An 18,218-nucleotide genomic window follows, 5' to 3' on the forward strand; every position below is an offset into this window, starting at 1 on the left:
CGACCGGCGGCAGGCGGCAAACCGCCCCATCCCGCCGGCCGGACCGGCCGTCCCCGGCCCGCCCGCTCAGCGCCGGGCATACTCGCGGAAGCCCCGCCCGGTCTTGCGGCCCAGGCACCCCGCGGACACCAGGTGCTCGAGCAGCGGCGCGGGCGCCAGGCCCGGATCGCGGAACTCCTCGTGCAGCACCTGCTCGATCGCCAGCGACACGTCCAGGCCCACCACGTCGAGCAGCTCGAACGGGCCCATCGGATAGCCGCCGCCGAGCTTCATCGCGGCGTCGATGTCGTCCACGCTCGCATAGTGGTCCTGCACCATCTTCACCGCGTTGTTCAGGTACGGGAAGAGCAGCGCGTTGACGATGAACCCGGCCCGGTCGCCGCAGTCCACGGCGTGCTTGCGCACCCGGCCGCACACCTCGTGCACGGTGGCCGCCACGTCGTCGCGGGTCAGCACCGTGCGGACCACCTCGACCAGCTTCATCGCGGGCGCCGGGTTGAAGAAGTGCATGCCGACCACGTCCTGCGGGCGCCCGGTGGAGCGGGCGATCGCCACCACCGGCAGCGAGGAGGTCGTGGTGGCCAGCACCGCGCCCGGCCGGCACACCTTGTCCAGCATCCGGAAGAGCTGCTGCTTGACGAAGAGGTCCTCGGCCACCGCCTCCACCACCAGGTCGGCGTCCGCGAAGGCGTCGTACGACCCGGCGGGGGTCACCCGGGCCACCGCCGCGTCGCGCTGCCGCGCGGACAGCCGGCCCTTGGCCACCGACCGGTCGAGGGACCTCGCCAGCCGCGCCACCGCGGCCTCGGCCTTCTCGGGCGTACGCGCCGCCAGCGCCACGTCGAACCCTGCCTTGGCGAAGACCTCGGCGATGCCGGTGGCCATCGTGCCCGACCCCGCCACGCCCACGCGCTGCACGGCCCGGCCCGCCGGTCCGCCGCGGTCCTTCTCCGGCGTCTGCTCGTCCGGCACCACCACGGAGCCGCCCGGCGCGTCGTAGCGGTAGAAGCCGCGGCCCGACTTGCGTCCCAGCAGCCCGGCGGCGGTCAGCTGCCTCAGCACCGGCGCGGGCGCGTGCAGCCGGTCCCTGCTGGCCTCGTACATCGCCTCCAGCACGGTGGTGGCGGTGTCCACGCCGATCAGGTCGAGCAGCGCCAGCGGGCCCATCGGCAGGCCGCAGCCCAGCCGCATCGCCGCGTCGATGTCCTCGCGGCTCGCGTACCGGGACTCGTACATGGCCGCGGCCTGGTTGAGGTAGCCGAAGAGCAGGCCGTCGGCGATGAAACCGGGACGGTCGCCGACCGGCACCGGCTCCTTGCCGAGGCTGCGCACCAGCGCGGTGACCGCCGCGGTGGTCTCCGGTGAGGTCAGCACCGTCGAGACCACCTCGACCAGTTTCATCGCCGGCGCGGGTGCGAAGAAGTGCAGGCCGAGGACGCGGTCGGGGCGGGCGGTCTCCGCCGCGAGCCGGGTGACCGACAGCGCGTTGGTGCCGGTGGCGAGGATCGCCCCCGGCTTCACGATCCGGTCCAGGGCGGTGAAGACGTCGCGCTTGGTCTCGTAGCGCTCGTCGACCACCTCGATGACCAGATCGGCCTGGGCGGCCGCACGCAGCTCGGGGAAGGTCCTGAAGCGGGCCAGCGCGTCGGCGCGGCCGGCCTCGGTGGTGATGCCGCGCTCCACGGCGCGGGCGGTGCTGCGCTCCAGCACGGCCACAGCGCGCCGGGCGGCGGCGTCGCTGACGTCGATGCCGATCACCTCGTGGCCGGCGCGGGTGAGCACCTCGGCGATGCCGGCGCCCATGGTGCCCAGGCCGACCACGGCGACCACCGCGGGGGGAGGGGCCGGCGAGGGCGATACGGGCGTCGAGGGCGTCGTGGATGTCGTGGACGTCGGAGAAGGGGACGCAGGGGACGCTGAGGACGAGGACGGACGGTCCATCGCGAGACTCCAGACACGGCTGGGGAGTGGAGGTGGAGTCGCGGGCCGATCGCACCGGTGGGTGCGCCCGCGGGAACCAGGCGGGCCCTGTCCCGGGGCCGCGCCGCGATGTGCCGAACCGACAGTCGTGCCAGGGGGACGGGGCTGCGTCACCGGCCGCCGTCCACCTGGTTTCGAGGTTAACCAACCGGTAACTTGAGCGCCACCCCTGTGCGCATGTGATTTGCGCCGCCTTCAGATGAGCGGCCGCCGGGGGAGGCGGCGGCCTTCAGGCGTCGTGCGGGAAGTCGGTTTCCAGCGTCCGCGCGAAGGTCGACCAGGCCGTGACGGTCTCCGCGCCGCGGCCGTGCCGCCGCCGGAAATGCGTCGCGTGGAGCGCCACGTCCTCCAGCGCCCGGCGCAGCCGGTAGAAGGCGAGCGCGGCAGGGTCGGCCCGGTGGCCCGAGGCCGCCTCGTACCGGCTCAGGTCCTGCGCGCCCGCGGCGACCAGCCACAGGTCGCGCTCGGGCGGCGCCAGCCCCACCGTGTCCCAGTCGACCAGCAGCCGGCGGCCGCCGGGGCAGCGCAGCATGTTGCCCGGATGCGGTTCGCCGTGGGTCACCACGCGGCCGGCCGACGCCACGTGCCCGGCGAGCCGGTCGAACCTGGCCAGCGCGTCCCACAGCGCCGCCGCGTGCCGGGCCAGCAGCAGCCGGGCGGGCTCGGCGTACGGCCCCGCGCGCCAGCTGCGGTCCAGTGCGCCGAGCGTGTCCGTCAGATGCTCCAGCACGGCCGGCCGCGCACGCGGCACGGGCGTCGCGGCGGGCGGCCGGGCCCCGTGCAGTGCGGCCAGCAGGTCCAGCGCGCGGCCGCGCTCCGCCGCGTCGAGCGTGTCGCCGAAGCTCCCGGAGGCGCCGGCCCGGTGGCGGAAGACGCTGAGCGCGTAGCCGTGCTCCAGCCGCCGCAGCGTGCCCCCGTCGCGGGCGCGCTCGGGCGCCCCGACGAAGGCGAGGCCCGCCTCGCGCAGGGCGCTCGCGGTGTCCAGCGCCCGGCGCAGCGCCTCGTACGCCGTGGTCCGCCCGTCGTCGTGCCGCGCCGCCGCCGCGGCCGGCCGGTCGTCCGGTCGGTCGTCCGGGCGGCCGACAGGGTGGGAGGCACGGCGGTCGTCCACGCCGGGGTTCCGGCAGTCCGCTCCGCCGGAGCCGAGCAGGAGCTGTTTGGCCGCGAGGTCCGCCACGGTCACGAACCACCGCCGCCCGCCGGCCTCTTCGGCCGTCCAGTGGTGGTCGCCGAAGCCGACCGGGGCGTACGCGACGCGGACCGCCTCGATGCCCCAGCCCGTCAGGGCCTCCCGGACGGCGCCGTCCGTGAGGTCCCGCGGCCGCTCCCTCATCCGATCGCTCCCGTCGCGGGCGTCGCGGGCGTGGTGGCCGTTGCGGCCAGTTCGCGGACGTAGCGCACCTCGCGCAGCCTCACGCCGTCGTAGTCGTCGCTGGTCTCCGCGCCGTCCGGGGCGAATCCGGCGGCCGAGTACAAGCGCCTGGCCCGGGAGTTGTCGGCCAGCACCCACAGCAGCAGGCGGCGGCGGCCGCGCCGGGCGGTGCGCTCCACGACGGCGTCGGTGAGCGCCCGCCCGACGCCGCGGCCGACCCAGTCGGGCCGCAGGTACAGCGCGTACAGCTCGCCGTCGACGGCGGCGTCCGGCTCGCCGCGGCAGGGCCCGAAGGACGCCCAGCCGACCACCGCCGCGTCCGCCACGGCCAGCACGTTGTCCACCCGGCCGGCGGACGCGGCGAAGAACTCCCGCCGCCTCGCGGCGTCCTGCACCGGGTCCATCGCGTCGAGGTAGCTCTGCGGCACGATGCCGCGGTAGGCCCAACGCCAGCCGCGTATCCGGAGTTCGGACACGGCCGGCACGTCCTTCTCGGTCATCGTGCGGATCGTCGTCATGGGCCGAGCCTAGAGAGGTCAGAGCAGAGTGAGCTGCGTGTTTTCCGGCCCTGTGCGGCCGGCCCGGCCGGAGCCCCCGTGGTCCTGCGCGCCCGCGCCGGCGCCCGGACCGTCCGCCGGCGGCTGCGCCGCGTGCTCCCGGCCGCGCTCCACGCCGGGCTCGTCGGCCGGCCGGCCGAAGCGCCCCGGCGTGACGGCGGGCCGCCGGTCCTGAGCCGCCGGCGCGGGGCCGTCCCCGGCCGGGCCGCCGGGCTCCCGCTCCTCGTGGCGGCCCGGCCCGCAGCCGAACTCCGCCGCGAACCCGTGCACCTGGCGGGTGATCTGCCGCTGGTACCACTTCGGGGCGTAGGCGCCGCCCGCGTACATCGTCTCGTACCGGCGCACCAGGTGCGGGTGGGTGCGGGCCAGCCAGGCCATGTACCACTCGCGGGCGCCTGGCCGCAGGTGCAGCACCAGCGGGGTGATCGAGGTCGCGCCGGCCGCGGCGATGGCCCGTACGGTGGCGCGCAGCTGCTCGGGGGAGTCGCTCAGGAACGGCAGCACCGGGGCCATCAGCACCGCCGCGGGTATCCCGTTCTCGCGCAGGGTGCGGCAGACCGCCAGTCGCGTCTCGGGGGAAGGCGTGCCCGGTTCGACGCTGCGCCACAGCTCGCCGTCCGTGAAGCCGACCGACAGCGCGACGGACACATCGGTGACGCTCGCGGCCTGCCGCACCAGTTCGAGGTCGCGCAGGATCAGCGAGCCCTTGGTGAGGACGGAGAAGGGGTTCGCGTGATCGCGCAGCGCGGTGAGGATGCCCGGCATCAGCCGGTAGCGGCCCTCCGCCCGCTGGTAGCAGTCGACGTTCGTGCCCATGGCGACGTGCTCGCCCTTCCAGCGCGGGGAGGCCAGTTCGCGGCGCAGCAGCTCCGCCGCGTTCACCTTCACCACGATCTGGGTGTCGAAGCCCTGGCCGGTGTCGAGGTCCAGATAGCTGTGCGTCCTGCGGGCGAAGCAGTAGACGCAGGCGTGCGAGCAGCCGCGGTAGGGGTTGACCGTCCACTCGAAGGGCATCCGGGAGGCGCCCGGCACCCGGTTGAGGATCGAGCGGGCGCGCACCTCGTGGAAGGTGATGCCGCGGAACTCCGGGGTGTCGAAGGTCCGCGTGGTCACCGCGTCGGTGCCGAACAGCGCGCCCGCGGCGTCGTCCCGGCTCAGCCCGTCCCAGCGCATCGCGCCCTCCTTCGGTCGTTCCGGCCCCCGCTGTCCACAATAGAACAAAGATTCGAAAAGCGGGTGTGGTTGGCTTGGGCGACACGTGAAGAACACGGACGGACGCGGCGCGCCGACGCTGCGTGCCGACACGAACCGAGGAGAGCCCACCATGGCGCTGGTCGATGCCACCACGGAGCGGATCGTCGCGGCGGAGCCCGAGCAGGTGTACGACGCGCTCGCCGACTACGCCGGCACCCGCGGCCGGATCCTTCCCGGCCAGTTCAGCGAGTACGAGGTCAGGGAGGGCGGTTCGGGCGCGGGCACGGTCGTGCACTGGAAGCTCCAGGCCACCAGCAAGCGGGTGCGGGACTGCCTCTTCGACGTCACGGCGCCCACCGCGGGCCAGCTGGTGGAGAGCGACCGCAACTCGACCATGGTGAACACCTGGACGGTCACACCGGCCGGCAGCGGCCGCACCAAGGTCGTCGTCGCCACCGTCTGGCAGGGCGCCACCGGCGTCGGCGGCTTCTTCGAGCGGACGTTCGCGCCCAAGGGCCTCAACCGCATCCACGACGAGGTGCTCGCCGCACTCGCCGCCCAGGTCGAGCAGCCCGCCGCGCGGTGACCCGCGGGGTGCGCGCGGCGCCCCCCCCGCGCGCTGGCTCCGTGGTGGGGTGATCGTTCACTGATAAGGGTGGTTCTGCCGTCTCCCTGAGAATCGCCGCGCCGGTCCCTCGTTGTCGCCTCATGCGGGAAACGGTGGCGGAGCGGGCGGGACGAGGGGAGCGGCAGTGAGCGGCAGCGCGCTGGTCGACGCTACGGCGGCGGTGGACGGGACCGCCGCGGTGGACGGGTCGGCCGCGGTGGACGGGTCGGCCGCGGTGGACGGGTCGGCCGCTGGCGCGGCGGGCGGCGGACCCCCGCCCGCCGCGACGGCGGCCGGGCTGACCCCGCGCGGAGTCCGGCTGGTCTTCCTCGGCCTGATGCTGGCGCTGCTGCTCGCCGCGCTCGACCAGATGATCGTCGCCACCGCGCTGCCGAAGATCGTCGGCGAGCTGCACGGCCTGGACAAGATGTCCTGGGTCGTCACCGCCTACCTGCTGGCCTCCACCATCGGCCTGCCGATCTACGGCAAGCTCGGCGACCTCTTCGGGCGCAAGGGCGTCTTCCAGTTCGCGATCCTGACCTTCGTGGTCGGCTCCGCGCTGGCCGCCTGGTCCCGCACGATGGACGAACTGGTCGCCTTCCGCGCGATCCAGGGCGTCGGCGGCGGCGGGCTGATGATCGGCGTGCAGGCGATCATGGCCGACATCGTGCCGCCCCGCGAACGCGGGCGCTACATGGGCATGATCGGCGCCGCCTTCGGTGTCGCCTCGGTCGCCGGGCCGCTGCTCGGCGGCTTCTTCACCGACCACGCCTCCTGGCGCTGGTGCTTCTCCGTCAACGTGCCCTTCGGCCTGGTCACCCTCGCCGTCGTCAGCACGGTCCTGAAGCTCCCCAAGCCCACCGTCCGGCCGCGGCTCGACGTGCTGGGCGCGCTGCTGCTCGCCGTCGGGTCCACCTGCCTGGTGCTGCTCACCACCTGGGGCGGCGGCACGTACGCCTGGCGGTCCCGGGAGATCCTCGGGCTCGGCGCCGGAGCCGTGCTCTGCGCGCTGCTCTTCCTGCTGGTCGAGCACCGCGCCGCGGAACCCGTCATCCCGCTGCGGCTCTTCCGCGACGGGGTGTTCGTGGTGTCGGCGGTGGTCGGCGCGGTGATCGGCGTCGCGCTCTTCGGCGCGGCCAGCTACCTGCCCAGCTTCCTGCAGATGGTCGACGGGGCGAGCGCCACCGGCTCCGGCCTGCTGATGCTGCCGATGATGCTCGGCGTGGTGCTCGCCTCCATCGCGGGCGGCCAGCTGATCAGCCGCACCGGGCACTACAAGGTCTTCCCGATCCTCGGCAGCGCGCTCTCCGCGACCGGCATGTACCTGCTCTCCCGGCTGGACGCGGACACCCCGCGCGGCGAGTACAGCGTCTCCATGGCGGTCCTGGGCCTGGGCATCGGCATGATCCTGCCGGTCCTGGTGCTGGCCGTGCAGAACTCGGTGCGGCCGTCCGACATCGGTTCGGCGACCAGCGCCAACAACTACTTCCGGCAGATCGGCGGCTCGGTCGGCGCGGCGGTCTTCGGCACCCTGTTCGCCGACCGGCTCGCGCACCGGCTCGCCGTCGGACTCCCGGACGGCACCGGCCTGACCGACCCCCAGTCGATCACCCCGCAGCTGGTCCGCACGCTGCCCGCCCCGGTGCGCGACGCCTACATCGCCGCCTACGCGGAGGCGATGCCGCGGATCTTCCTCTACCTGGTGCCGGTGCTCGTCCTCGGCTTCCTCTTCGCCTTCCTGCTCAAGGAGAAACCTCTGGTGTCCCAGCACGGCCCCGCCGCCCCGGCGGCCCACGACCCCGCCCTCGACGCGGCCTACGACCCGGCGATCGACCACACCGCCTACGACCCCCACCACGACCCGCAGCGCGCCCCGCAGCGCGCCCCGGCCAACGGCACGCCGCTGCCGGGCGCCCGCCGGGGACCGGGCGGCGGCGTCCCGGTGTGCGGCTCGGTCCAGCACTCCGACGGCACCAGCGTGGGCCGCGCGGCGCTCACCCTCATCGACGGCGCGGGGCGCCAGGTCGGCCGCGGCGCCACCGCCGAGGACGGCCGGTACGCGCTCAGCACGCCGGGCGCCGGCAGCTACGTGCTGATCGCCGCGGCCGGCGGCCACCAGCCGCAGGCCGTCTCGGTGACGGTCGGCGACCACCCGGTCGAGCTGGACGTCGTGCTGGGCGGCGCGGGGCGGCTGGCCGGCGCCGTGCGCACCGCCGACGGCACACCGGTCAGGGACGCCGTCGTCACCCTCACCGACGTGCGCGGCGACGTGGTCGCCAGCGCCCGCAGCGGACGCGAGGGCGGCTATCTGCTGACCGAACTCGTCGCCGGCGAGTACACCCTCGCGGCCAGCGCACCCGCCTTCCGCCCCGCCGCGCTCCCGGTGTCCCTGCAAGCCGGCCGCGAAACCCGCCAGGACGTCGAGCTGGCCGGCGGCGCGATGCTCCGCGGCACCGTACGAGCCCCCGGCGGCCGCCTCGTCGAGGACGCCAGGGTCACCCTCCTCGACGCCGCGGGCAACGTCGTCGACTCCGTCACCACCGGCGCCGACGGCCACTTCCGCTTCGTCGACCTCGCCGCCGGCGAGTACACGGTCATCGCCGCCGGATACCCCCCGGTCGCCACCGTCCTCCAGGTCGCTGGCGGCGGCCGCACCGAGCGCGATCTCCAGCTCGGCCACGCCGACTGACCCCCGAGGCCGCCGGCCGCGGCCCGCGGGCGTCACCCGTCGAGGTCCAGCACCAGGGCGGGCCGCCCGATCCGGTGGCCGGGCCGCAGCGGGCGGACCGCCGTGCCGGTCGAGAAGAACTCGGTGGTGTGACCGCCCCAGCGGTGGCCGTACGCGTCGAGGTGCACGCCGACGACGCCTTCCGCGCCCAGCTGCGCGGCCTCCGCCTGCATCCGGGCCATCGCCAGCTCACGCGCCTCGTACAGGGCCCGGGTGTACTCCCCGATCTCGGCGTTCCTGCCGAGGGTCGAGAGCGCGGCGCCGGCCTTACGGTGCGCGACGTGGTAGACGCAGGTGCCCATCACCATGCCGAGCGGCGCGTAGCCGGCCCGGACCAGCGTCCAGAAGTCCTGCCCCGACAGGTCGGAGGTGAAGGGCTTCCCCTCGGCGTTCCGCCACTGGCCGCCGCCCGGCGGCGGGTTGTCGGCCTTGACCGCCGTCCCGACCGCGAGGAACTCCACGACGTCCTCGCCGAACGCCCGCGGCTCCACGGTCAGCCGGACCCCGACGACGCCGTGGGCGCCCAGCGCGGACGCCTCCGCCTGCATCCGGGACATCGCCGCGTCCCGTGCGAGGTACATCGCCCGGCTGAGGGTCGTCAGCTCCTGGTCGGCGCTCCACCGGCGGAGCTGGATGCCCACGTGGTGGATCGCGCTGCCGAGCACCATGCCGACCGGCCTGAAGCCCACCTCGTGCACCAGGACGAACTCGTTCACCGACAGGTCACTGGTGACGATCGCCGCCGGCTTTCCCGGCTTCAGCCCCGACAACCGCCGTATCGCCGCGGCGGTGAGATCGTCGCCGCCCGCTCGTACCCCCGCCATACCGCTCCCCCCTGTCCGCGACGCCGGCCGTCAGCGGTCCCCGTCCGCCCCGCCGTCGGGCGGGACCCGGCCGTCCGGCCCGCCGCCCCGGGGCCCCAGCGGCATCACCGTCAGGGTCGTCCTCCGCGGCGGCGCCTCGAACCGCGCGACGGTGCTGCCCACCAGGGTCGACTCCGCGAGGTGGTCGTGGAACGTCAGCTCGTCGTCGCCACCGCTCGACTGCGTGCAGAGCTCCTTCCACACCCGCAGCGTGCCGTCGGCCGCCGTGATCAGCGCGTTCCCGCCCCGTTCCGCCCCGTGCACCTGCAACTGGCGCCGGGCGTCGGCGCGGACCGTCCGGACCAGCTGGCTCAGACCGCTGATCTCGGTGTTCCGCGAGGAGAGCCTCGGCACCCGGCTGAACGAGTCGTCGTGCCGGACCCCGATCGACATGCCCACCAGCAGCTCGACCGGCACCCACCCGGCCGCCAGCAGCTTCGCGAAGCCGTGGCCGTCCAGGTGCGAGGTGAACGGCGTCCTGAGCCGGAGCTTCGACCCGCGGGCGCGCACCGCCGTCCCGATGACCGTGAACTCCGTGCACTCGGGCTCGGCGTCCATCGGGGCCGTGCTCACCACCGCGGCCACCACGCCGTGACCGCCGATCGCCCGGCACTGCGCCGACATCCGTTCCAGCACGATGCGCCGGGCCCGGTCGAACACCTCGACCACCGTGGCCGAGGCGGCCCCCGCCCCCGACACGGCGACAGGGGCCCGGCTGCGCGCCCCGATCGGACGCGCGGGCTGCCCACCGGGCGGCGGGTACCCGCAGTCGTGATAGCCCCAGAACCTGCCGGTGCGCTTGAGGCGCAGCACCGCGGACCCCATCACCTGGCCCACCGGCTCGAAGCCGACCGAGCCGATCGACGCCAGTTCGCCCACCGAAAGGGCCGACGTCCAGGCGCCGCCCCTCTCGGAGGTGACCGCGTCCAGCGCGGTCGTGGCCCCCGCGGTGTTCCGGGGGCGCCTGCGACGGCCAGGCGGCACCGACATCCCTCCCCGATCTCCCGTCACGGCAACGAGCGGAGCAACCTCGGACCCACGATAGCTCCGGCGGCGCACCGGCGACCCCGCCGGGATTCCGGTGGCCCGACCGGGAGACGGCGGCCGCCCAGCATCGCGACGGTGAAGGTGACGGCGAAGGCCGTCGCGACGGCGACGGCTCGCGGGGGAGTCGACGAAGGTCCGCCGCGGGCGGACCCGGGCGGTTCGTGCGGCCGGGGCTCAGCCGCCGGAGACGGACGGACCCGGGGAGCCGCCGGTGTCCGAGTCCTTGGTGTCCTTGGTGTTCTTGGTGTCCCTGGTGTCCTTCGCGCACTGCGTGCCGCGGATCTGCGCGTAGCTGCCGCCGATGCGGTAGGTGCCGGCGGAGGGCGCGTAGAGCCGCGTCCAGTCGCCGTCCGGCGTCAGACAGCCGTGCCGGTTGTCGGTGGCGCCCTCGATGCCCAGCACCGGCGACCACGGGATGCGCAGCAGGACTGTGCCGCTCTTCGGCATCGAGACGGTCAGCTCCGCCGGGCCCGCCTCCTGCACCACCGCGGGCGGATCGGCGAGCGGCTGCGCGCCGGACACCTCGTAGACCCTCCAGTGCGCGTCCTGCCAGACCGGGTGCAGCCAGGTGTTGCCGGCCGCGACGATCTTGGCCTCGGCGACCGCCGCGCCGTCCGGCTGGTCGGAGGGGAGCACCACGTAGTTGACGCTCCAGTTGCGCAGCCAGTCACGGTAGGAGTCCGCGGTCAGCGTGCCGTCGTAGAAGAGCGGGTTGCGCTCCACGTCGGCCTGCCGGTTCCAGCCGCGCGCCAGGTTGACGTAGGGCGCGAGGCCGGACGCCTCCCAGTGCGAGCGCAGCGGCACCACCTCGACGCGGCCGCGGTCCGCGCGCACGTCGTGCAGCTCGGAGATGAGGGGCGCGGAGTACTTGATGGTCGCGGAGACCGCTGAGGTGTTGACCTGGTCCACGATCGGCTTGGCGATCTGCCAGCCCGCCACCCCGGCGAAGGCCAGCCACAGCACCAGCGCCCGGCGCGTCCCCCAGGTGGTGCCCATCGCCACGATCAGCAGCACCGTCCCGCCGAAGAGCAGCGCGAGGCGCTCGACGTTGCTCCCGATGGGCGAGGGGACGATGAAGGTGAGGGCGACCCCCGCCGCGTACACCCAGGCGCCCAGGTGCAGCGAGCGCCACTCGCGCGGGACGACCAGGCCGGTCACCACGGCGGTGGCGAAGGGGATGATGGCGAAGTACCAGGCGAAGGGCTGCACGCCGTAGAACGGGAAGAGCAGCGAGGTGGCGCCGACCACCACCGGCGGCGCCGCCGCCAGCAGGTAGGCGTCGCCGCGGCGCCCGGTGAGGAACAGCGAGGCCGCCACCACCAGCAGGAACAGCCCGGCCACCGGGCTGCACATGGTGGCGAACGCGGCCATCACGACGGCCAGGGCGATCCGCGACGAGCGGCCGCGCACCGAGCGGTCCGCGGGGAACAGCAGCGCGGTCGCGACGAGCGCGAAGAGCATCCCCAGCGCGAACGTCACCCGGCCGGAGACGACGTCACACCAAAGAGCGAACACCGTCCACAGCATCGGCACCAGCGGCCGCTTCACCCGGGCCCGCAGCAGCAGCGCCGAGGCCGCCGTCGCCGAGAGGGTCCCGGCGATCACCGCGGTGGTCCGCACCCCGAGCACGGCCATGATGTACGGCGAGAGGATGCTGTACGAGGCCGGGTGCATGCCCCCGTACCAGGACAGGTTGTACGAGGCCGACGGGTGGGCCCGTATGAAGTCCGTCCAGGCGTACTGGGCGGCCATGTCACCGGAGTCCTTGGCCAGGAAGACCGCCCACAGCACGTGCAGCAGGGCCGCGGCCGCGGTGGCCATGAACACCGGGTGACGCGGGTCCAGCCATCGCAGGAGGGCCCGGGGCCCTCCGACGGGAGCCAGGCGCGCGGGCTGCCAGGTGGTGGTCACGTGGCCTCTTCCGGTAGCGGATGCGAAGTCCCCGCCCGAGGTACCTTCCGGTGGGGGCCGAACTGCTGCCGCGGTCCATCCGGTCAGAGTTCGAACACAGGTGTTTGGACGCTAGCACGGTCGTCCCGGTTGCTCATGCGCGGGCGTGTACCCGGTCGTCCGCTCCCGGTCACCCGGTGTCCCCGTCCGGTCGCAGCGTGCTGGACCGCCCCGGTGGCCGCGCGCCGGGGAGCCGGCGGCGGGGGTCGTGCAGGAGTGGGGCGGAGACCTGCCGGGAGGGGTCGCGCGGGGCTCGGGGGAGGGTCAGGTGGGGCTCGGGCGAGGGGTCCGGCGGGGGCCGCCGGTGAAAACCGGCGCGGCGTGCGCCGGCGGCCCGGCGCCCGGCGGGGTGGGCGGCGCGGCGCCGCCCGGCGGCCGGCGCGACGCCGGCTCCCCGCGCTCCCCGCGGCCCGCGCGACGGGAACGGCCGCTCCTCGCCGCGGAGTTCGCCGCGCGGTCCACGGCGGACGCCGGTCCGGTGCGGCTCGCCGCGGAAACCGCGACGGCGCTGCGGGCCCGCTGACCTGCAGAGGTCTGGACCACTGAAGTTATCCACAGGTGGGGGAGGGCCCTGGCAGCGGCCCGCCGCGGCCGCGTAACGTGACGCGCATGAAGATCCTCATCTCGGCGGACATGGAAGGCGCGACCGGTGTGACCTGGCCGGCCGACGTGCTGCCCGGCAGCGAGCAGTGGCAGCGCTGCCGCCACCTGTTCACCTCCGACGTCAACGCCGCCGTCGCCGGTTTCTTCGACGGCGGCGCCGACGAGGTGCTGATCAACGAGGCGCACTGGACCATGCGCAACCTCCTGCTGGAGAAGCTCGACGAGCGCGCCTCGATGCTCACCGGCCGCCACAAGGACCTGTCCATGGTCGAAGGCGTCCAGCACGGCGACGTGGACGGCATCGCCTTCATCGGCTACCACACGGGCGCCGGCACCGAGGGCGTCCTCGCCCACACCTACCTCGCCAACTCCATCACCGGCGTGTGGGTCAACGGCGACCAGGCCAGCGAAGGCCGGCTCAACGCACTGGTGGTCGCCGAGTACGGCGTCCCCGTAGTCCTGGTCACCGGCGACGACCGCACCGGCGTCGACGCGCAGGGGTACGCCCCGCGGGCCCGCACCGTCGCCGTCAAGGACTACGTGTCCCGGTACGCGGCGGTCTGCCGGCCGCCCGCGCGCACCGCCGCCGACATCAGGGCCGCCGCCAAGGAGGCCGCGGCGCTCGCGGTGCGCGAGGAGCCGGCGCAGGCCGGACCGTTCACCGTGGAGCTGGAGTTCGACGCCGTGCACCTCGCGGGCGCCGCCGCCGTCGTACCCGGCGTCGAGCGCACCGGGGAGCGCCGGGTGGCGTACACGCTGCCCACCATGTACGAGGCGATCCGCGCCTTCAAGGCCGTCACCACCCTCGTCTCGCAGGCAGTGGAGGAGCAGTATGGCTGAGCAGTCCGCCGACCGGTCCGTGCAGGCTTCCGCCGGCACCGTGCCGCCCGCGCCGCGCGAGGCGCGGACCACCCGCGTCGTCGACGACCGGGCGCTGGAGGAGGTGGTGCGCTTCACCTCCGACCTGATCAGTATCGACACCACCAACCGCGGCGGCGGAGAGGGCCTGGAGCGCCCCGCCGCCGAGTACGTCGCCGAGCAGCTCGCCGACGCCGGCATCACCCCGCGCATCCTGGAGTCCGCTCCCGGCCGGGCCAACGTGGTCGCCCGCATCCCCGGCGCCGACCCGACCGCCGCCGCGATGCTGGTGCACGGCCACCTCGACGTGGTGCCCGCGGAGGCCGCCGACTGGAGCGTGCACCCCTTCTCCGGCGAGGTCCGCGACGGCGTGGTCTGGGGCCGCGGCGCCATCGACATGAAGAACATGGACGCGATGGTGCTGGCCACCGTCCGTGCCTGGGCCCGCTCCGGCCGCCGGCCCGCCCGCGACATCGTGCTCGCCTTCACCGCGGACGAGGAGGACAGCGCCGCCTACGGCTCCGGTTACCTGGTGGCCCAGCACCCCGAGCTCTTCGAGGGCTGCACCGAGGGCATCAGCGAGTCCGGCGCCTTCACCTTCCACGCGAGCGACACGCTGCGGGTGTACCCCGTCGCCGCCGGCGAGCGCGGCACCGCCTGGCTCAAGCTCACCGCCGAGGGCAAGGCCGGCCACGGCTCGAAGGTCAACGGCGACAACGCGGTCAGCTACCTCGCCGCGGCCGTCGCCCGGATCGGCGAGCACCGCTGGCCGCTGCGGCTCACCGACACGGTGCGCGCCGCGCTGACCGAGCTGGCCACCCTGCACGGCCTGCCCGCAGACCTCGACGACGCGGCCGGCGTGGACGCGCTGCTGACCGGCCTCGGCCCGACCGCCTCCCTGGTCCAGGCCACCGTGCGCAACAGCTCCAACCCCACCATGCTCTCCGCGGGCTACAAGGTGAACGTCATCCCCGGCTCCGCCACCGCCTTCGTCGACGGGCGGATCCTGCCCGGCGGCGAGGAGGAGTTCACCGCCACCATGGACGAGCTGACCGGGCCGCACGTGAAGTGGGAGTACCACCACCGCGAGGTGCCGCTGCAGGCGCCGATCGACTCCGACTCCTTCGCGGCGATGTGCGAGGCGCTGGAGCACTTCGACCCGCAGGCGCACGCCGTGCCGTACTGCATGTCCGGCGGCACCGACGCCAAGCAGTTCTCCCGGCTCGGCATCACCGGCTACGGCTTCTCGCCGCTCAAGCTGCCGCCCGGCTTCGACTACCAGGCGCTCTTCCACGGCGTGGACGAGCGGGTGCCGGTGGAGGCCCTGCACTTCGGCGTGCGGGTCCTGGACCGCTTCCTGCGCGGCGCCGAGGCCCGCGCGGAGGAGGCCGCCCGATGACCGTCACCGCCCCCACCGCGACCCCCTACGGCGCCTGGCCCTCACCGGTCGACGCGGCCACCGCCGCCGCGCACGACGGCAGCCCCGAATACGTCGGCGTGGTCGGCGACGAGGTGTGGTGGACCGCGCCGCGGCCCGCCGAGGAGGGCCGCCGCGCCCTGGTGCGCCGCCGCGCGGACGGCACCGAGGACTCCCCGCTGCCCCCGCCGTGGAACGTCCGCAGCCGGGTCATCGAGTACGGCGGCACCCCGTGGGCCGGCGCGATCGTCGACGACTCCCCGCTGATCGTCTTCGTCCACCACGGCGACCAGCGCCTGCACGTCTTCCGGCCGGACCGGCCCGACATCCCGCCGCGGCCGCTCACCCCGCTGTCCGCGGTCGGCGGCGGCCTGCGCTGGGCCGACCTGACCCTCCATCCGGAGCGCGGCGAGGTCTGGGCGGTGCTGGAGGAGTTCACCGGCGAGGGCCCCAGCGACTGCCGCCGGCTGCCCGCCGCGGTGCCGCTCGACGGCTCCGCCGCCGAGGACCGCGGGGCGGTGCGCGAACTGGCGCCCGCCGCGCAGCGCTTCGTCACCGGGCCGCGCCTGTCCCCGGACGGGCGCCGCGCCGCCTGGCTCGCCTGGGACCATCCGCTGATGCCGTGGGACGGCACCGAGCTGCGCGTCGCCGACGTCACCGCCGACGGCCTGCTCGGCCCGGCCCGCACCCTGATCGGCGGCCCCGAGGAGTCCGTGGCCCAGGTCGAGTGGGCCCCCGACGGGACCCTGCTCGCCGCCACCGACCGCACCGGCTGGTGGAACCTGCACCGCGTCGACCCCGCCACCGGGGAGGCGGTGAACCTGTGCCCGCGGGACGAGGAGTTCGGCAACGCCCTGTGGAAGCTCGGCCACCGCTGGTTCCGCCCGCTGGACAACGGCCTGGTGGCCGTCCTGCACGGCGTCGGGGCGCTGCGCCTGGCCCTGCTGGACCCGGCCAGCGGTGAGCTGACCGAGGCCGGCGGTCCCTGGACGGAGTGGAACCCCTCGCTCGCCGTCGTCGGCACCCGCGTCGTCGGCGTCGCCGCGTCCGCCCGCACCTCGTACGAGATCGTCGAGCTGGACGCCGCCACCGGCCGCACCCGGGTGATCGGCTCCGCCCACCACGACACGGTCGACCCCGCGTACCTCCCCGAGGCGGCGGACCGCGTGTTCACCGGCCCCGGCGGCCGCGAGGTGCACGCCCACGTCTATCCGCCGCGCAACCCCGCCGCCACCGGGGACGGCCCCGCGCCCTACGTGGTGTGGGCGCACGGCGGCCCCACCAGCCGCGCCGCGATGGTCCTCGACCTGGAGATCGCCTACTTCACCTCCCGCGGCATCGGTGTCGCGGAGGTCAACTACGGCGGCTCCACGGGCTACGGCCGCGCCTACCGCAACCGGCTGCGCGAGCAGTGGGGAGTGGTGGACGTCGAGGACTGTGCCGCGGTGGCGCAGGGGCTGGTCGCCGAAGGCGCCGCCGACCCCGCGCGGCTTGCCGTGCGCGGCGGCAGCGCGGGCGGCTGGACCAGCGCCGCGGCCCTCACCACCAGCAGCACCTACGCGTGCGGCACCGTGATCTACCCGATCCTCGACCTGACCAGCTGGACCAGCGCCGGCGGGGAGACCCACGACTTCGAGTCCCGGTACCTGGAGTCGCTGATCGGCCCCTTCGAGGAGGTGCCCGAGCGCTACCGCGACCGCTCGCCGGTCAACCTCGCCGACCGGATCACCGTGCCGTTCCTGCTGCTGCAGGGCCTGGACGACGTGATCTGCCCGCCGGTGCAGTGCGAGCGGCTGCTCGCCGCGGTCGCCGGGCGCGGCATCCCGCACGCGTACCTGTCGTTCGCGGGGGAGAGCCACGGCTTCCGCCGGCTGGACACCATGGTCGCCTGCCTGGAGGCCGAACTGTCGCTCTACGGGCAGGTGTTCGGCTTCGCCCCGCAGGGCGTGCCGCTGCTGGAGCTGACCACGTGAGCGGGCGCGCCGCCGTGCCGGCGCCCGGCGCCGCAGCCGTGCCCGCGCTGCTGCGGCCGGGCCGGCTGCGGCCCGGCGACCGCGTCGGGATCGTCGCGCCGAGCGGACCCGTGCCGCCCGAGCGGCTCGCCGCGGGGATGGACATCCTGCGCGGCTGGGACCTCGACCCGGTGCCGGCCCCGCACGTGTGCGACGGGCATCCGTCCGGATACCTCGCCGGCACCGACCACGACCGCGCGCAGGACCTCGCCCGCATGTGGTGCGACCCGTCGATCGCTGCGGTGCTCTGCGCCCGCGGCGGCTACGGCGTCCAGCGCATGGTGGACCTCGTCGACTGGGACGCGATGCGCGCGGCCCTGCCGGCCGGGCCGCCGCCGAAACCGCTGATCGGCTACAGCGACATCACCGCGCTGCACGAGGCGTTCGCGACCCGGCTGGGCGTCGCCACCCTGCACGGCCCGATGGCGGCGGCCCCGACCTTCCTGGAGGACCCGGCCACCCAGGAGCACCTGCGGCGCACCCTCTTCGCGCCCGAGGACGTACGGGTGCTGGCCCCGCCGACCGCCCGCACCCTGGTGGGCGGGCGCGCGGAGGGCGTCACCCTCGGCGGCTGCGTCAGCCTGCTCGCCTCCGACCTCGGCACCCCATGGGCGCGGCCCTCGGCGGCCGGCGGGCTGCTGGCCCTGGAGGACGTGGGCGAGGAGCCGTACCGGCTGGACCGCATCCTCACCCAACTGCTGCGCTCCGGCTGGTTCGACGGCGTCGCCGGCATCCTGCTCGGCTCCTGGCAGGACTGCGGACCCTACGAGGAGGTGCGGGCGCTGTTCCTCGACCGCCTCGGGGGCCTGGGCGTGCCGATCGTGGAGGAGTTCGGCTTCGGCCACAGCCCGTCCACGCTGACCCTGCCGCTCGGCGTGCCCGCCGTCCTCGACGCGGACGCCGGCACGCTGGTGCTGCACGAGCCCGCGCTGGTCTGAGCAGCGGGGGTCTGGGCAACACAGGTCTGGGCAACAGGGCCTGTGCAGCGGGGTCCGAGGGGCGGGGGTCTGAGCCCCGCCGGCCCGCGCCG

The 18,218-nt window shown here is 74.9% G+C and carries 12 protein-coding genes and 1 pseudogene; 6 read left to right on the top strand and 7 right to left on the bottom strand.

Annotated elements, in window-relative coordinates:
* Positions 1 to 66: 66 nt before the first annotated feature.
* The 4 genes and pseudogenes from V2S66_RS12230 to V2S66_RS12245 all read right to left on the bottom strand — a co-directional run.
* Positions 67 to 1,941, bottom strand: a complete 1,875-nt coding sequence (locus tag V2S66_RS12230) for a 3-hydroxyacyl-CoA dehydrogenase family protein (RefSeq protein ID WP_330794648.1) — start codon at positions 1,939 to 1,941, stop codon at positions 67 to 69.
* 268 nt (positions 1,942 to 2,209) lie between these two features.
* The gene (locus tag V2S66_RS12235; RefSeq protein WP_330794649.1) at positions 2,210 to 3,313 is read right to left on the bottom strand and encodes a phosphotransferase; all 1,104 of its coding nucleotides are present in this window, start codon (positions 3,311 to 3,313) and stop codon (positions 2,210 to 2,212) included.
* Entirely contained in the window at positions 3,310 to 3,870 is a 561-nt protein-coding gene (locus tag V2S66_RS12240) for a GNAT family N-acetyltransferase (RefSeq protein ID WP_330794650.1), read from the bottom strand. The genes V2S66_RS12235 and V2S66_RS12240 overlap by 4 nt, the downstream gene beginning before the upstream one ends.
* Before the next feature lie 216 nt (positions 3,871 to 4,086).
* Positions 4,087 to 5,082: pseudogene (locus V2S66_RS12245) on the bottom strand (Rv2578c family radical SAM protein); the annotation flags it as partial.
* Positions 5,083 to 5,233: 151 nt separating this feature from the next.
* Between V2S66_RS12245 and V2S66_RS12250 the strand changes: the two are divergent.
* Both V2S66_RS12250 and V2S66_RS12255 read left to right on the top strand, forming a co-directional pair.
* On the top strand, positions 5,234 to 5,689 hold the full coding sequence (locus V2S66_RS12250) for an SRPBCC family protein (RefSeq protein ID WP_330794652.1): 456 nt from the start codon (positions 5,234 to 5,236) through the stop codon (positions 5,687 to 5,689).
* 238 nt (positions 5,690 to 5,927) lie between these two features.
* Entirely contained in the window at positions 5,928 to 8,399 is a 2,472-nt protein-coding gene (locus V2S66_RS12255; RefSeq protein ID WP_413966374.1) for an MFS transporter, read from the top strand.
* Between the two features lie 32 nt (positions 8,400 to 8,431).
* Here V2S66_RS12255 and V2S66_RS12260 read toward each other — a convergent pair whose 3' ends face one another.
* The 3 genes from V2S66_RS12260 to V2S66_RS12270 form a co-directional block, all read right to left on the bottom strand.
* Positions 8,432 to 9,262, bottom strand: coding sequence for a heavy metal-binding domain-containing protein (locus tag V2S66_RS12260; RefSeq protein WP_330794653.1), 831 nt, complete (start codon positions 9,260 to 9,262; stop codon positions 8,432 to 8,434).
* Positions 9,263 to 9,292: 30 nt separating this feature from the next.
* Positions 9,293 to 10,285, bottom strand: coding sequence for a heavy metal-binding domain-containing protein (locus V2S66_RS12265; RefSeq protein WP_330794654.1), 993 nt, complete (start codon positions 10,283 to 10,285; stop codon positions 9,293 to 9,295).
* Between the two features lie 237 nt (positions 10,286 to 10,522).
* Positions 10,523 to 12,259 (bottom strand): MFS transporter, encoded by a 1,737-nt coding sequence (locus tag V2S66_RS12270; RefSeq protein ID WP_330794655.1) that lies wholly within the window; start codon positions 12,257 to 12,259, stop codon positions 10,523 to 10,525.
* A 648-nt stretch (positions 12,260 to 12,907) separates the two neighbouring features.
* Here V2S66_RS12270 and V2S66_RS12275 point away from each other — a divergent pair.
* From V2S66_RS12275 to V2S66_RS12290, 4 genes are read left to right on the top strand one after another with little or no spacing between them, the layout of a single operon-like run.
* Positions 12,908 to 13,741, top strand: coding sequence for a M55 family metallopeptidase (locus V2S66_RS12275; RefSeq protein WP_330794656.1), 834 nt, complete (start codon positions 12,908 to 12,910; stop codon positions 13,739 to 13,741).
* Positions 13,734 to 15,158 carry a M20/M25/M40 family metallo-hydrolase gene (locus V2S66_RS12280; RefSeq protein WP_330794657.1) on the top strand — a complete coding sequence of 475 codons (1,425 nt, stop codon included), beginning with the start codon at positions 13,734 to 13,736 and terminating at the stop codon, positions 15,156 to 15,158. The genes V2S66_RS12275 and V2S66_RS12280 overlap by 8 nt, the downstream gene beginning before the upstream one ends.
* Positions 15,155 to 17,149: a prolyl oligopeptidase family serine peptidase gene (locus tag V2S66_RS12285; protein WP_330794658.1), complete on the top strand. Its 1,995-nt coding sequence runs from the start codon at positions 15,155 to 15,157 to the stop codon at positions 17,147 to 17,149. Before V2S66_RS12280 ends, V2S66_RS12285 begins: the two co-directional genes overlap by 4 nt.
* Complete coding sequence (locus V2S66_RS12290) at positions 17,146 to 18,126, top strand: S66 peptidase family protein (protein WP_330794659.1); 981 nt, start codon at positions 17,146 to 17,148, stop codon at positions 18,124 to 18,126. The genes V2S66_RS12285 and V2S66_RS12290 overlap by 4 nt, the downstream gene beginning before the upstream one ends.
* The last annotated feature ends 92 nt before the right edge of the window (positions 18,127 to 18,218 follow it).

The sequence above is a fragment of the Actinacidiphila polyblastidii genome (assembly GCF_036353415.1).
Taxonomy (GTDB): Bacteria; Actinomycetota; Actinomycetes; order Streptomycetales; family Streptomycetaceae; genus Actinacidiphila; species Actinacidiphila polyblastidii.